Raw genomic sequence first — 13606 nt, 5'->3', positions numbered from 1 at the left:
CTTGCGAACTGATAGTCAGAACAGGAGCATGTCCAGCGTGATCAAGGCCCGCATTACCGTCACCCTCAAGAACGGCGTGCTCGACCCGCAGGGCAAAGCGATAGAACACGCATTGTCGGGCCTTGGCTTCGGCGGCGTCGGCGCGGTGCGGCAGGGCAAGGTTTTCGACGTCGAACTGGCCGAAAGTGACAAGGCCAAGGCCGAAGCCGACCTCAAGGCCATGTGCGACAAGCTGCTGGCGAATACGGTGATTGAGAATTACGCGGTGGAGATCGCCTAAATTGAAATCAGCCGTCGTCCTCCTGCCCGGCCTCAATCGCGACCGCGACATGATCGCAGCGTTGACCAAGATTTCGGGAACACCGCCAATCACCGTCTGGCAGACCGACACCGAAATCCCCGATGTCGACCTGATCGCCATTCCAGGCGGCTTTTCCTTCGGCGACTATCTGCGCTGCGGCGCGATCGCGGCGCGCATGCCGGTCATGCGGGCTGTGGCCGAAAAAGCGGCCGCCGGCGTTACGGTCATCGGCGTCTGCAACGGTTTCCAGATCCTGGTCGAGGCCGGCCTGTTGCCGGGCGCCTTGATGCGCAACACCTCGCTGAAATTCGTCTGCCGGCAGGTGAAGCTCGAGATCACCAATGCCAACACCATGTTCACCCGCCGCTATCAGCCGGGCCAGATCATCCGCTCGCCGGTCGCGCATCATGACGGCAATTATTTCGCCGACGCCGACACGCTTGCCCGCCTCGAAGGCGAAGGCCAAGTGGTGTTCCGCTATGCCGAGGGCACCAACCCCAATGGCTCGATCAACGACATTGCCGGCATCGTCAACAGCCAAGGCAATGTGCTCGGGCTGATGCCGCACCCGGAAAACCTGATCGAAGCAGCCCATGGCGGCACCGACGGCCGCGGACTGTTCGAGAGCGCTCTCGGCATCGCCGCCTGACGATATCGAAGCGAACAGCTTGAAAACAGCCGGACATTCCTGTTTCTTTGGAGCAAGTCTGGTTCATTGGGGAGAGAGACGGTCATGAAACTCTATTCGCGGCCGTTGTCGCCCTACTCGTCGATCGTGCGGGCACTGGCCTACATCAAGGACGTACCACTCAAGATCATCGCGCCGCCGCCCGGTTTCCCCATCCCGGAAGAGTTTCGCGCCATCTCACCGATGAACCGGATTCCGGTGCTGATCACCGGCTCGGGCGAGACGATCGTCGAATCGGTGGTCATCGCCGAATATCTCGAGGAACGGTTCCCGGAACCGGCGCTGCTGCCCCCCGATTCCAAGGACCGCGCGCTGGTGCGTATGTTCGCCCGCATCACCGATCTCGATGTGCTGACACCGATGATGAAGCTTTTCGAGCTTCATTCCGTGCCGAAGCGAAACAATGCCGAGATCGACGCCCAGTTCGCCCGCCTACATCATGGACTGGCAGCGATCGAGGCCCGCATGGCGCAAGGGCCCTTCGCACTCGGCGACGACATTAGTTTCGCCGATGCCTGGCTGACGCCGACGCGGTTCATCTTCAACAATTTCCGGGCCATGACGGGACGCCACGACCTGCTCGATGCCTATCCCAAATTCGACGCCTACCAGCAGATCGCCTCGCAACACCCGGCATTGTCGAGGGTGTGGGGCGAGATGACCGATGGTTTGAAGATTTTTCTGTCCGAGCTTGAGATGGGTGCCGCTTGATTAAGTCGAAGACGATCGCGCTGGTCGCCGCGGCGGGCTTTGTGCTGGCATCTTGCCAGTCGACGCCAAAGAGCACGCCTGTTCCCTCAGGCAAAAGTGCTGCGCTGCTGGCCATGGAACAAGTGGCGATCGCTGCCCACAAATGCTGGATCGCCAGCAAGGACCCAGCCTTCAAACCGTACCAGATGGCCAATGAGCTGAATTCGTTCAGCGGCACGCCGCGTTTCCTGCTGGTGCCGGCCAAGCACTATGGCGGCAAACCTTTGCTGGTCGTGCAGGCGCAAGGCAATTCTAGCCGTGTCGACGTCTTCGGACCGCTGATGAACGATCCGCTCGGCGCCCGCATCGGCTCGGACATCGCTCGTTGGCAGACCGGCAATCCGGCCTGCGCCGCGACGGCCTAGCCCATGGGCCGCTTTCTGCAGATTGTGGGGCTGGTCATCGGTCTGGCCGGGCTCATCCTGCAGTTCTGCATCAGCATTCCGGCATCGATGGAAGCAGGCCGCAGCCTGCTTGGCTCCGTCATTTTCGTCTTCAGCTTCTTCACCATCTTGACCAACATCGGCGCGGTGCTGGTGTACATGTCGCTGCTGTCACCCACCTTCTATGCCTGGGTGCCGGCCTTTGCAGGCGCGCGGATGCGGGCCGGCGTTGCCGCTTCGATCGCGCTGGTTTTTATCATCTATGCAACGGTCCTGGCACAACTCTGGCAGCCGCAGGGGCTGTTCCTGCTCTGCGACGTCCTGCTGCATTATGTGACGCCGGTGCTCTTCGTGCTGTGGTGGTTGATATCGGGCGCTGACGGCAGGACGCGCTGGAGCGACATTTCCTGGTGGGTGATCTATCCCATCGCTTATCTGGTCTATGCGCTGGTGCGGGCGCCGTTTGCCGGCGAGGTGCCCTACCCTTTCCTGGACATCGCCAAGAACGGCGCGACCAGCGTCGTCATCTCGGCCGCAGCCATCACCGGACTTTTCCTCGTGCTGTGCGTGGTCGCCGTCCTTGCGGACCATGGCATTGCTCGCACCAGGGCATCGAGCGTCCGTTAGAACTGTGCGGACGTCCTGTCCGCATTTCCAGGGACCATTATCTTTCCCAAAAACCGGTTCCCACTTTTGGGATCACGGTCAGTCCCAGAACGGCCTGATGCCCTCGCGGTGGGCATCGCAGCGCGAGATGCCGATATCCTTGAGCTGGTCGTCGGTCATCTCCAGCAGCGCCAACCGGCTGCGGCGGCGATCCAGCAGGTTGTCGATCCATCTTGCCAGCGACCTCAGCACGCGCACAAGGCGGCTGACAAAGCCGCGCTGAACCGACGGGCGTATCGATTGGCCTGATAATGCAGCGCTCGAATGACGTATTGTCGCGATTGTATTCATTTTCTTTCTGCCGACGTTCTAAATTGTACCCTTTTTTGCACGCGATTGATATGTATTGACTCATGTGCCGGTGCAATATAGAAAATTGTCACCATGACAAATTGGCTTCCAGATCTCACTGCCGGCTCCGGCCCGCTGTATCAGCGGCTGGCGGATTCCATCGAGACGGACATCGATCGCGGCGTGATCGATGCCGGCGCAAAGCTGCCGCCGCAACGCGACCTCGCCTACGACATCGGCACCACCGTCGGCACGGTCGGCCGGGCCTATCAATTGCTGCGCGAGCGTGGGCTGGTGAGCGGCGAAGTCGGGCGTGGAACCTATGTGCTCGGCCAGCGCGCGAAGCCGGATTTTCCGGCTCCGGACGTCGGCGGCGAAGGCACACGCTATATCGATGCGCCTAAAGGCAAGTTGCGTTTCGACAGCACCGCAGCACCCGATATCGGCCAGGGCGACATCGTCGCCGGTGTCCTGTCGCGCACGGCGCAGGACCATCCACATGAGATTTCAAGCTACACGCGGGATTTTCCCGACCGCTGGTACGAAGCCGGCGCCCGCTGGTTGGCGCGCAATTCGTTTCGTCCGAGTGCCGACACCGTCGTTCCCACGCTCGGCACCCATGCGGCGGTGATGGCGGCAATCGCGGCGCTCACCATGCCTGGCGACTATGTTGCCTTCGAGCACCTCACCTACTCGCAGATTTCCCGCAGTGCCGGCCTGATCGGCAGGCGCACCGCGCTGGTGGCATCGGACGAGGAAGGCATCGATCCGCAGGATTTCGAGCGCGTCTGCGCGCAAAAGCATCCCAAGATGATCTTCCTGATGCCGACTGCGCAGAATCCGACGCTGGCCACCTTGTCGGCGGCGCGCCGCGAGGCGATCGCCCATGTCGCACGCGAATACAACGTCGTCCTCATCGAGGACGACCTCTATGGCAATCTGACCGATGATCCGACACCATTGCTGGCCGAGTATGCGCCTGAACGCACCATTGTCGCGGGCGGCCTGTCGAAGTCGGTCGCAGCCGGTGTACGCGGCGGCTGGCTTTCTTGCCCGCCCGCCTACCGCCACCGCATCCGTGTCGCCCACAAGATGATGACCGGCGGCATGCCCTTCCTGCTGGCGGAGGTGAATACAAGGCTGGTGCTGTCAGGTCAGGCGGATGAGATACGCAAGCGCAGCATCGCCGAAATCGGCGCCCGCATCGCCATCGTGCGCGAGACTTTGGCCGGCTTCGCGTTCAAGTCGCATGACAGGGTGCCCTTTGTCTGGCTGACCCTGCCCGACCCCTGGCTTTCCGGCACCTTCAAGAACGCCTGCCTTGAGCACGGCGTGCTGATCGACGACGAGGACGAGTTCAAGGCCGGCCGCTCCGAGCAGGTTTTCCATGGCGTCCGCTTTGGCGTTTCGCAGCCGAGACAGCGCGAGGACATAGCCGAAGGCGTCGCGGCGATCCGGCGACTTCTCGATGAAGGCCGCGCCGGCTACGACAGCTTCTCCTGACACTGCGTGGCTTTGTCCGGTTTTCCGTCGTTTTTCGTCAATCCATGGGTGTATCGGCCGCAAGGCTTGCGATAAGACGGGACTCAAAATCCCAACGTCCCGGATATAAATCGCCGCCCATGACCATTTCCAATTCCGTGCCGATCACCCCTGAGCTCATTGCCTCACACGGGCTCAAGCCCGACGAGTATCAGCGCATCCTCGATCTTGTCGGGCGCGAGCCGAGCTTCACCGAACTCGGCATCTTCTCGGCGATGTGGAATGAGCACTGCTCCTACAAATCCTCGAAGAAGTGGCTGCGCACGCTGCCAACCACCGGTCCGCAAGTCATCCAGGGGCCGGGCGAGAATGCCGGCGTGGTCGACATCGGCGACGGCGACTGCGTCGTCTTCAAGATGGAGAGCCATAACCACCCGTCCTATATCGAGCCTTACCAGGGCGCGGCGACCGGCGTCGGCGGCATATTGCGCGACGTCTTCACCATGGGCGCGCGGCCGATCGCGGCGATGAATGCGCTGCGCTTCGGCTCGCCTGACCATCCCAAGACCCGGCATCTCGTTTCAGGCGTGGTTTCCGGCGTCGGCGGCTATGGCAACGCCTTCGGCGTGCCGACAGTCGGTGGCGAGGTCAATTTCGACGCCCGCTACAATGGCAACATCCTGGTCAACGCCTTTGCGGCGGGCCTTGCCAAGACCGATGCGATCTTCCTGTCGGAAGCCAAGGGCGTCGGCCTGCCGGTCGTCTATCTCGGCGCCAAGACCGGCCGCGACGGCGTCGGCGGCGCCACCATGGCGTCGGCTGAATTCGACGACAAGATCGATGAGAAGCGCCCGACAGTGCAGGTCGGCGATCCCTTCACCGAAAAGTGCCTGCTGGAAGCCAGCCTCGAACTGATGGCCTCGGGCGCCGTCATCGCCATCCAGGACATGGGTGCCGCCGGCCTCACCTGCTCGGCGGTCGAAATGGGCGCCAAGGGCGACCTCGGAATCGAGCTCGATCTCGACAAGGTTCCGGTGCGCGAAGAGCGCATGAGCGCCTACGAGATGATGCTGTCGGAAAGCCAGGAGCGCATGCTGATGGTGCTGCGCCCGGAAAAGGAAAAGGAAGCCGAGGCGATCTTCCACAAATGGGGGCTCGATTTCGCCATCGTCGGCAAGACCACCGACGATCTGCGCTTCCGCGTTCTGCACCAGGGCGACGAGGTCGCCAACCTGCCGATCAAGGATCTTGGCGACAAGGCTCCGGAATATGATCGGCCGTGGACCGAACCGAAGAAGCCGGCGCCGCTGGCCGCCAATGACATTCCGCAAGCCGACGTTGCCGACGCGCTGCTGAAGCTGCTCGGCGGGCCGGACCTTTCGTCGCGGCGTTGGGTGTGGGAACAGTATGACACGTTGATCCAGGGCAATTCGCTGCAGCTTCCAGGCGGCGATGCCGGCGTGGTCCGGGTCGAAGGCCATGCGACCAAGGCGCTCGCCTTCTCGTCCGACGTGACGCCGCGCTATTGCGAGGCCGACCCTTATGAGGGCGGCAAGCAGGCGGTGGCCGAATGCTGGCGCAACTTGACCGCCACCGGCGCTCTGCCGCTGGCCGCCACCGACAACCTCAATTTCGGCAACCCGGAACGGCCCGAGATCATGGGCCAGCTGGTCGGCGCGGTGAAAGGCATAGGCGACGCCTGCCGTGCGCTTGGCTTCCCTATCGTCTCCGGCAATGTCTCGCTCTACAACGAGACCAACGGCCAGGGCATCCTGCCAACCCCGACTATCGGCGGCGTCGGGCTGATCGCCGACTGGTCGAAGATGGTGCGGACCGGCTTTGCGGCCGAGGGCCAGATGATCCTGCTGGTCGGCGCGCCGGGCTCCTGGGGAACGCATCTCGGTCAATCGGTCTATTTCAGGGACATACACGGCCGCACGGATGGCCCGCCGCCGCCGGTCGACCTCGATCACGAAAAGCGCGTCGGCGACCATGTGCGCGCGCTCATCGCATCCGGTGTCGTCACGGCGGCGCACGACGTTTCCGATGGCGGTGTCGCCGTTGCACTTGCCGAAATGGCGATGGCGTCCGGTATCGGCGCCACCGTTCCCGGGCTTGTCGGCACCGACCCGATCCCGGTCTGGTTCGGCGAGGATCAGGGCCGTTATCTCCTGACGCTGTCGATCGATCCGCATGGTGACGAATGGGACGCCATTCGCAAGCAGCAGGGCGAACTCGGCATCTTCGCGCCGTGGATCGGCTCGACCGGGGGCAACGCGCTGAAGCTTGGCGACGCCAGGGCAATCCCGGTCAGCGAACTCTCCGCGGCGCACGAAGGCTGGTTCCCCCGCTTCATGGACCAGGCCAGTTGACGAGAGCATGATCCCGAAAAGTGGGAACGGTTTTTCGGGAAACTCATGATCAATCACAGGAAACTGGCTGCCCGGGCGCTGCTTGCAGTCGTCTTCTGGCCGTCGTTGTTCTTCTTCTGGTTCCTGGGACCGTTCGTCTTTTCCTGCTGTCGACAACCTCAAGCGAGGTGTGCATGCGGCTGGAAACGCGCGCGGAGTTCCTTGCCGCGGCCAATGGCGCCATCCCCATGCTCATCGCGCAGAATCTCATCTACGCGGTCCCGATCGTCTGCCTGGTTCTGTGGGACCGCCTGGCGCCGGATCCGGCACGGGCAAGGCACATTGTCACCTGCATCAAGCTTTTTGCCAGCGCGGTGGTCGTAGGCGCGATGTGGGAGTACGGCTCGTCGCTCATCTGCGACGGCTATGGCGAGGGGTTCTTCTCGCCAGCTTGGCAAATGACGAGTTACCTTCCCATTGTCAGTCTCGTGCTCAACGTGCCGCTCTACGTGCTGGCCTTCAGCCTTGGCCGCGCCTTCTCGACACGCGAGGACATTGCCGAGGATGAAGCAAGCCCACCGGTCTAGTCTTTCTCTGAAGCCATCGAACCGTCTTGCCGTTGGTGGGACAGAACGGCTTCAATCCGGACCGGAAAGGCTTTAGGCTCGCCCGACTCTCATCTTATGGCCGGCTGCCGGCCGCTCGAAACAGGATTTTGCCATGGCAATGGATGCCCACGACATCGAAAAACTGATCAAGGACGGCATTCCGGACGCCAAGGTGACGATCCGCGATCTCGCCGGCGACGGCGACCATTATGCGGCCGAGGTGGTGGCCGAGAGCTTTCGAGGGAAAAGCCGCGTGCAGCAGCACCAGATGGTCTATGACGCGCTGAAAGGAAATATGGGTGGCGTGCTGCACGCACTGGCGCTGCAGACCAGCGTTCCTGACTGAGCCGCACCGGAACAACCGCAACCACGCGGATCAGTGTCGAGAGAACCGCTTGGCCCAACACGGCTCATCCTTTGCGCCATTTCAGCCACGGCACGGCTAACGTCTTGTTTCGAGCAATCGTTGGGTTTATTTGAAGGGATATGTTTCGAGCCTGACTCCCACAGGCGGGAAAGGATTTTCCATGAGCGGTATCAACGACTACATCGACAATGAAGTGAAGGGCAACGACGTCGTCCTTTTCATGAAGGGCACGCCCGGTTTCCCGCAATGCGGATTTTCCGGCCAGGTCGTCCAGATCCTCGACTATATCGGCGCCGACTACAAAGGCGTGAACGTTCTGGACTCGGCTGAACTGCGCCAGGGCATCAAGGAATATTCCAACTGGCCGACGATCCCTCAGCTCTACGTCAAGGGCGAATTCGTCGGCGGCTGCGATATCATCCGCGAGATGTTCCAGGCCGGTGAGTTGCAGACATTCCTCGTCGAGAAGGGCGTCAGCGTCAAAGGCGCCGCCTGATTTCTGTTTGTGCATATTGCCATCCGAAGGTTGATTTTGATTTTCGGGGTCGTGCACAAAGGCGCCGGGAGCAGCCCACCTCGGCAATTTTCATGTCCTGAACCCAGGACCAAGACGAGCCAATGCGCCGGCCCGCCGGCGCATTTTCGTTTGAAAGATCGGACTTGCCGTGGACCAGTCAAAACCAGAGCCGCAATCGGCAAGCAAACTGCCCATTCCGCGCTGGGAGTTCATCGCCCTGTGCGCGGCGCTGATGGCGCTGAACTCGCTGGCCATCGATATCATGCTGCCCGCGCTGCAGCAGATCGGCGCCTCGCTCGGCGTCGAAAATGAAAACCACCGGCAGTACGTCATAACGGCCTACATTCTGGGCTTCGGCGGCGGACAGCTGTTCTTCGGGCCGATCTCGGATCGCTTCGGGCGTCGCGCACCGCTGGTCGCCGGGCTGGTGATTTATGTCGCCGCGGCGGCGGCTGCCGCCATTGCGCCAAGCTTTGAAACACTTCTGCTGTGCCGAGCCGTGCAGGGCATCGGTGCAGCCGCCACCCGCGTCATCGCCGTCTCGATCGTGCGCGATACGTTCGACGGCCGGCGCATGGCCGAGGTGATGTCGCTGATCTTCATGGTGTTCATGGCGATACCGGTCATTGCTCCCGGCATCGGCCAGTTCATCATGCTGTTTGCGACCTGGCATTGGATCTTCGTCACCATGGCCGTCGGTGCGCTCCTCGTCTCGGCCTGGTCGCTGCTGCGCCTTCCTGAAACGCTGCATCCCGAACATCGCCGGCCGCTGACCGTGAACTCGATTGTCGGCGGGTTTCGCATCGTGCTCACCAACCGCATTGCGATCTGCTATGCCTTCGCCAGCACCTTCATCTTCGGCGCCATGTTCGGCTTCATCGCTTCGGCGCAGCAGATCTATGTGGACATCTTCCATGTCGGGGAGATGTTCCCGGTCATCTTCGCCGGGGTTGCGGGCGTGCTCGCCTTCTCCAACTTTCTGAATTCGCGCCTTGTCGGCCGCATCGGCATGCGCCGCCTGTCGCAGAGCGCGTTGCTGCTGTTCCTGGTCATCAGCCTTGCCTGGCTGGTCGTTTCGCTGGAAATGAAGATGCCGCTCTGGCTGTTCATCACCTTCTTTGCCTGTGCCATGCTTCCGTTCGGTGCGCTCGGCGCGAACTTCAACGCGCTGGCCATGGAACCGCTCGGACAACTGGCCGGCACGGCGTCGTCGATCCTCGGTTTCATGCAGACGTTTCTCGGCGGCATTCTCGGCACGTTGATCGGTCAGGCCTTCAACGGCACGGTGACGCCGCTGGCCGCCGGCTTCTGCAGTGTCTCGGTCGCGGCGCTGCTGATGATCTTCATCGCCGAGCGCGGCAAGATGTTCCAGCCACAGAACCCGCCCGTTTCAGGGCACATCACCGACTTGCATTAGGACGCACCTTCAAGAGTTGCCGTGAACCGAGGGGCAAGCATGCGCCCTGCGATTGCTTCACCCATGCTGTCCGAAAAAGGCAATGGCAGAGCGTCATCAAGTGCCCTGAGGATGGATGCCACGAAGGCCCTGCTGCGCTGGGCATCGGTTCCCAGATCGGAATATGTGGCGCGAGGTTTGCCAATCAGTGTGCCGTTGCGGCGAAGCGAGAACCGCAGTGTCAGGGACATGCCCGCGGTTCCGGGTGGCGGTTTCCAGCAGGCATAGATAGCGTCCGACATCTCCCTTATCGTATCGACGGGATCGGAACTGCGACAGCTGCGCTCTTGCGATCTTGCTTCCTGGGAACTGGCAAACAGAGCGGCGGCAAGAGCCGTGGCGACAAATGCGAACCGAGGTTTCATTCGAGAGCCTCCGGATTTGCGTGAAATTGCACCGCTCCTTCGGCTAACGCAGCAATTAATCCTGTGCCGCCCAGAGTTCGCGGCGCAATTCGTGCCAGCTTTCGCGATCGGGCGCGACAAGCAGGCCGCCGCCGAGATGCGAGGGCAGATAGGTGCTGCCGTCGAAGCGCGCCGCGTGGCCGCCGGCCTCGGCATGGATCAGCACGCCGGCCAGATGATCCCACGGCATCAGCTTGTTGTAGACGACGAAGTGGGCATGGCCGCTCGCCAACAGGCGGTATTCGTGCGCGGCGCAGCGATAGGCGAATTGCGACAGGATCTTCGTCTGGTTGCGCGCCAGCCGCGACCGCTCCGGCTCGGCCATATATTGCCAGGAGACGGAGCCGGTCATCTGCGCGATCGGCGCAGGTGCCGCGACATGCACCTTCTCCAGGCTGCCATGCGCATGCCGGATATGGCTGCCAGCGCCCCTGGCACTGATCAGCCAGTCCTTGCCGACGGGATCGTGGATGATGCCGGCAACCGTCTCGCCCTGGACCACGACCGCCAGCATGACGCCGAACAGCGGCACGCCGGAGGCGAAGTTGAAAGTGCCGTCGACCGGATCGATGACGAAGGCCAGATCGGCATCGCCCAGACCATCGAGCAGTGCCGGATTGTCGGAACAGGCCTCCTCGCCGACGATCATCGCCTGGGGATAGCGCTCGCGCAGCCGCGCGGCGATCAGCCGCTCGGCATTGACGTCGGCTTCGGTCACCAGGTCGGCAGCCGACGTCTTCTGGCGGATGTCGCCCTCACCAAGCCGGCGAAAGCGCGGCATGATCTCGGTCAGCGCCGCCTCGGCCAGAATGCCGGCCAGCCAGTCGATCGCGGTGTCGTCAAATGTCATCGGAAATATCTTGCCTTGTGCTGAGGGTCTCATTGAGCGCAGCGAAGTCGAACAGCTTTCTGTCGAGCAGATGCGATGGCCTGCTGTTCGACAGCGCGCGCAGCATCGTATCCTTGCGGCCCGGCATGCGCTTTTCCAGGTCCTCGAGCATCGCCTTCATGGCGTTGCGCTGAAGACCTTCCTGGCTGCCGCAGAGATCGCAGGGAATGATCGGGAAATGCATGGCGGCGGCGAATTTTTCCAGATCGGCCTCGGCGCAGTAGCTCAATGGCCGCAGCACCATGACGTCGCCCTCGTCGTTGAGCAGTTTTGGCGGCATGGCGGCGAGACGGCCGCCATGGAAGAGATTCATGAAGAAGGTTTCGAGAATGTCCTCGCGATGGTGGCCGAGCACCAGCGCCGAGCACCCCTCCTCGCGCGCAATGCGGTAGAGATGGCCCCGCCTGAGGCGCGAGCAGAGCGAGCAATAGGTGCTGCCCGCAGGAAGCTTGTCGGTGACGACGGAATAGGTGTTCTGATACTCGATCCGGTGGGCAATGCCGTGGCTGTCGAGATAGTCCGGCAGGATATGTTTGGGGAAATTGGGCTGGCCTTGGTCGAGATTGCAGGCCAGAAGATCGACCGGCAAGAGCCCGCGCCATTTAAGGTCGAGCAGCACCGCGAGCAGGCCGTAGGAATCCTTGCCGCCAGACAGGGCAACGAGCCAGCGCTGGCCGGGCGTGACCATCGAGAAATCGTCGATCGCCTGCCGGGTCAGCCGCAGCAGCCGCTTGCGCAATTTGTTGAATTCGACCGAGGACGGCACGTCGGCGAACAGCGGATGGAAGCCGCCTTCGCTGTCGGCGATCGGTTCGATGTCTGGAAGCATGTTCATGGCATGTCGCTTTCAGTGGCCCAGAGCGCCGGATTAGCGGACATGACCGACAAAGAAAAGGCCGCCTCGACAGGCGGCCTTTGCTTGGTATCGCAGAACGCGCTCGTTTAGCGCGAATAGAATTCGACGACCAGGTTCGGTTCCATCTGCACGGCGAACGGAACGTCCGCAAGGCCAGGGATGCGCGAGAAGGTCGCGACCATCTTGTTGTGATCGGCTTCGATGTAGTCCGGCACGTCGCGCTCGGCGAGACCGACCGCTTCCAGAATGATGACCAGCTGCTTGGACTTTTCGCGCACTTCGACGACATCGCCCGGCTTGCAGCGATACGAGCCGATATTGACACGCTTGCCGTTGACGTTGACGTGGCCGTGGTTGACGAACTGACGGGCGGCGAAAATGGTCGGCACGAACTTGGCGCGGTAGACGACCGCGTCGAGACGCGATTCGAGCAGGCCGATCAGGTTCTCCGAGGTGTCGCCCTTGCGGCGGTCAGCCTCTTCATAGACCTTGCGGAACTGCTTTTCCGAAACATCGCCATAGTGACCCTTCAGCTTCTGCTTGGCGCGCAGCTGCAGGCCGAAATCGGAAAGCTTGCCCTTGCGGCGCTGGCCATGCTGGCCAGGACCGTATTCACGCTTGTTGACCGGGGACTTCGGGCGGCCCCAGATATTTTCGCCGAGACGGCGGTCGATCTTGTACTTCGCGGATTCGCGCTTGCTCATCGCATTCCCTTTTCAAAACAATACACCCGGAACCTCATGGTCCGGGTGAAGGAAACGCGCCCTCCTCTGGCCTCCGTTTTCGAGACCTGACAGGGTTTTCCCACGCAACGCGGCGGAAAACCCACGGGACACGTCAGTTCAAACAAGATAGTAGAATTGGATTTCCACGCATCTTGCGCACATAAAGAAAACCACCGGGCATTGCGGCCCGGTGTTGGGGCGCTGATTAAACGGAGATTTAACCGGTGTCAAGCTTGTGGCTGGCGTAGGCCATGGCGACGATATAGCGTCTCTGGGTTGAGTGCAGTGCCGGATGTGGCGGGAGGTTGCGCCAGCGGCATCAGGAAGGGACCGGAGCAGAGGAGCTACATTCGCATGAAGAAATTCTTCCTTACCCTGACAGGAGCCGCTGTGTTGGCGGGATCCATGGCGGTCCTGACACCGGAGCCGGCGGAGGCCAGGCATTGGCAAGGACACCGGCATCACCAGGCTTGCCGCATCGTGATCAAGAAGAAGGTTATCTGGCGGCACGGCCACAAGAAGGTCATACGCTACAAGATCAAGCGCTGCAGCGGGCGCTGGTAGGCTCCTATCCGGTCTCAGGCGGCCGATATCATTTCAAAGCCCGCGGTCTTGGCCGCGGGCTCTTTGATTCCGGATGCTTAACCCTTAGTCTTTCGACTTCTTCTCCGGCAGGCCCTTGCGCTTCGTCTCGGCGAATTCCTCGAGCTGCTTTTCGCTCATCGATTCGTACATTCCCTTGGAAGCGCCCTGGAGTTCGCTCTTCTTGGTCTCGCCGCGCTTGGCCGACAGAGCCGCGCCGGCGGCTTTCTGCTGGGCTTTCGAGGTGGCTGGCATGGCTCTTTCTCCCGTTAGAATCTGGAGAAAAACGC

17 protein-coding genes and 1 pseudogene are annotated in these 13606 nt (G+C 61.8%); 12 read left to right on the top strand and 6 right to left on the bottom strand.

All coding sequences use genetic code 11. The features are described 5' to 3' along the window. Positions 1-37 precede the first annotated feature (37 nt). The 5 genes from purS to NKI99_RS08790 all read left to right on the top strand — a co-directional run bounded on the left by purS (position 38) and on the right by NKI99_RS08790 (position 2749). A complete protein-coding gene (purS, locus tag NKI99_RS08810) occupies positions 38-280 on the top strand; it encodes a phosphoribosylformylglycinamidine synthase subunit PurS (protein WP_023810342.1) in 243 nt (80 codons plus the stop codon). A gap of 1 nt (position 281) precedes the next feature. Further along, positions 282-950 (top strand): phosphoribosylformylglycinamidine synthase subunit PurQ, encoded by a 669-nt coding sequence (purQ, locus tag NKI99_RS08805; RefSeq protein WP_128303282.1) that lies wholly within the window; start codon positions 282-284, stop codon positions 948-950. 84 nt (positions 951-1034) lie between these two features. Further along, positions 1035-1700, top strand: coding sequence for a glutathione S-transferase family protein (locus NKI99_RS08800; protein ID WP_127810643.1), 666 nt, complete (start codon positions 1035-1037; stop codon positions 1698-1700). After that, positions 1697-2104 (top strand): hypothetical protein, encoded by a 408-nt coding sequence (locus tag NKI99_RS08795; RefSeq protein WP_128303281.1) that lies wholly within the window; start codon positions 1697-1699, stop codon positions 2102-2104. The genes NKI99_RS08800 and NKI99_RS08795 overlap by 4 nt, the downstream gene beginning before the upstream one ends. 3 nt (positions 2105-2107) lie before the next feature. Beyond that, a complete protein-coding gene (locus NKI99_RS08790; RefSeq protein ID WP_128303280.1) occupies positions 2108-2749 on the top strand; it encodes a Pr6Pr family membrane protein in 642 nt (213 codons plus the stop codon). 78 nt (positions 2750-2827) lie between these two features. On the opposite strand, the gene NKI99_RS08785 is transcribed toward NKI99_RS08790, so the two are convergent. Further along, positions 2828-3079, bottom strand: a complete 252-nt coding sequence (locus tag NKI99_RS08785; protein ID WP_128303279.1) for a DUF1127 domain-containing protein — start codon at positions 3077-3079, stop codon at positions 2828-2830. Between the two features lie 93 nt (positions 3080-3172). Between NKI99_RS08785 and NKI99_RS08780 the strand changes: the two genes are divergently transcribed. From NKI99_RS08780 to NKI99_RS08755, 6 genes and pseudogenes are all read left to right on the top strand, one after another. Next, positions 3173-4582: an aminotransferase-like domain-containing protein gene (locus NKI99_RS08780; RefSeq protein ID WP_352552720.1), complete on the top strand. Its 1410-nt coding sequence runs from the start codon at positions 3173-3175 to the stop codon at positions 4580-4582. 119 nt (positions 4583-4701) lie between these two features. Next, positions 4702-6933 carry a phosphoribosylformylglycinamidine synthase subunit PurL gene (gene purL / locus NKI99_RS08775; protein ID WP_352610571.1) on the top strand — a complete coding sequence of 744 codons (2232 nt, stop codon included), beginning with the start codon at positions 4702-4704 and terminating at the stop codon, positions 6931-6933. A gap of 45 nt (positions 6934-6978) precedes the next feature. Further along, positions 6979-7499 (top strand): annotated as a pseudogene (locus NKI99_RS08770) (hypothetical protein). 133 nt (positions 7500-7632) lie between these two features. Further along, positions 7633-7866, top strand: coding sequence for a BolA/IbaG family iron-sulfur metabolism protein (locus tag NKI99_RS08765; protein WP_010909092.1), 234 nt, complete (start codon positions 7633-7635; stop codon positions 7864-7866). A 181-nt stretch (positions 7867-8047) separates the two neighbouring features. Next, complete coding sequence (gene grxD, locus NKI99_RS08760) at positions 8048-8383, top strand: Grx4 family monothiol glutaredoxin (RefSeq protein WP_006332883.1); 336 nt, start codon at positions 8048-8050, stop codon at positions 8381-8383. 253 nt (positions 8384-8636) lie between these two features. After that, positions 8637-9821 (top strand): multidrug effflux MFS transporter, encoded by a 1185-nt coding sequence (locus NKI99_RS08755; RefSeq protein WP_245486115.1) that lies wholly within the window; start codon positions 8637-8639, stop codon positions 9819-9821. On the opposite strand, the gene NKI99_RS33830 is transcribed toward NKI99_RS08755, so the two are convergent. The 4 genes from NKI99_RS33830 to rpsD form a co-directional block, all read right to left on the bottom strand. Further along, positions 9818-10225 carry a UCP034077 family protein gene (locus tag NKI99_RS33830; protein ID WP_127293481.1) on the bottom strand — a complete coding sequence of 136 codons (408 nt, stop codon included), beginning with the start codon at positions 10223-10225 and terminating at the stop codon, positions 9818-9820. The genes NKI99_RS08755 and NKI99_RS33830 overlap by 4 nt on opposite strands. A 55-nt stretch (positions 10226-10280) precedes the next feature. Next, a complete protein-coding gene (locus tag NKI99_RS08745; RefSeq protein ID WP_352610568.1) occupies positions 10281-11114 on the bottom strand; it encodes an inositol monophosphatase family protein in 834 nt (277 codons plus the stop codon). Next, complete coding sequence (gene ttcA, locus NKI99_RS08740) at positions 11104-11988, bottom strand: tRNA 2-thiocytidine(32) synthetase TtcA (RefSeq protein WP_352610566.1); 885 nt, start codon at positions 11986-11988, stop codon at positions 11104-11106. The genes NKI99_RS08745 and ttcA overlap by 11 nt, the downstream gene beginning before the upstream one ends. Positions 11989-12095: 107 nt before the next feature. Next, positions 12096-12713 carry a 30S ribosomal protein S4 gene (gene rpsD / locus NKI99_RS08735; RefSeq protein ID WP_352610564.1) on the bottom strand — a complete coding sequence of 206 codons (618 nt, stop codon included), beginning with the start codon at positions 12711-12713 and terminating at the stop codon, positions 12096-12098. Between the two features lie 375 nt (positions 12714-13088). Here rpsD and NKI99_RS08730 point away from each other — a divergent pair, with 375 nt between their 5' ends. Further along, on the top strand, positions 13089-13298 hold the full coding sequence (locus NKI99_RS08730; protein WP_023810329.1) for a hypothetical protein: 210 nt from the start codon (positions 13089-13091) through the stop codon (positions 13296-13298). 84 nt (positions 13299-13382) lie between these two features. On the opposite strand, the gene NKI99_RS08725 is transcribed toward NKI99_RS08730, so the two are convergent. Then, positions 13383-13571: a DUF3008 family protein gene (locus NKI99_RS08725; protein WP_023810328.1), complete on the bottom strand. Its 189-nt coding sequence runs from the start codon at positions 13569-13571 to the stop codon at positions 13383-13385. Positions 13572-13606: the final 35 nt, after the last annotated feature.

This window comes from Mesorhizobium sp. M0239 (assembly GCF_040321815.1).
GTDB lineage: Bacteria > Pseudomonadota > Alphaproteobacteria > Rhizobiales > Rhizobiaceae > Mesorhizobium.
This window is presented reverse-complemented; position numbering and strand designations above follow the sequence as displayed.

Coding starts and splice junctions, on each gene's coding strand:
- NKI99_RS08755 (WP_245486115.1), top strand. CDS start 8,637: ATGGCGCTGAACTCGCTGGCCATCGATATCATGCTGCCCGCGCTGCAG.
- NKI99_RS08730 (WP_023810329.1), top strand. CDS start 13,089: ATGAAGAAATTCTTCCTTACCCTGACAGGAGCCGCTGTGTTGGCGGGA.
- ttcA (WP_352610566.1), bottom strand. CDS start 11,988: ATGAACATGCTTCCAGACATCGAACCGATCGCCGACAGCGAAGGCGGC.
- NKI99_RS08745 (WP_352610568.1), bottom strand. CDS start 11,114: ATGACATTTGACGACACCGCGATCGACTGGCTGGCCGGCATTCTGGCC.
- NKI99_RS08780 (WP_352552720.1), top strand. CDS start 3,173: ATGACAAATTGGCTTCCAGATCTCACTGCCGGCTCCGGCCCGCTGTAT.
- grxD (WP_006332883.1), top strand. CDS start 8,048: ATGAGCGGTATCAACGACTACATCGACAATGAAGTGAAGGGCAACGAC.
- NKI99_RS08765 (WP_010909092.1), top strand. CDS start 7,633: ATGGCAATGGATGCCCACGACATCGAAAAACTGATCAAGGACGGCATT.
- NKI99_RS08800 (WP_127810643.1), top strand. CDS start 1,035: ATGAAACTCTATTCGCGGCCGTTGTCGCCCTACTCGTCGATCGTGCGG.
- purL (WP_352610571.1), top strand. CDS start 4,702: ATGACCATTTCCAATTCCGTGCCGATCACCCCTGAGCTCATTGCCTCA.
- NKI99_RS08790 (WP_128303280.1), top strand. CDS start 2,108: ATGGGCCGCTTTCTGCAGATTGTGGGGCTGGTCATCGGTCTGGCCGGG.
- NKI99_RS33830 (WP_127293481.1), bottom strand. CDS start 10,225: ATGAAACCTCGGTTCGCATTTGTCGCCACGGCTCTTGCCGCCGCTCTG.
- NKI99_RS08785 (WP_128303279.1), bottom strand. CDS start 3,079: ATGAATACAATCGCGACAATACGTCATTCGAGCGCTGCATTATCAGGC.
- rpsD (WP_352610564.1), bottom strand. CDS start 12,713: ATGAGCAAGCGCGAATCCGCGAAGTACAAGATCGACCGCCGTCTCGGC.
- NKI99_RS08725 (WP_023810328.1), bottom strand. CDS start 13,571: ATGCCAGCCACCTCGAAAGCCCAGCAGAAAGCCGCCGGCGCGGCTCTG.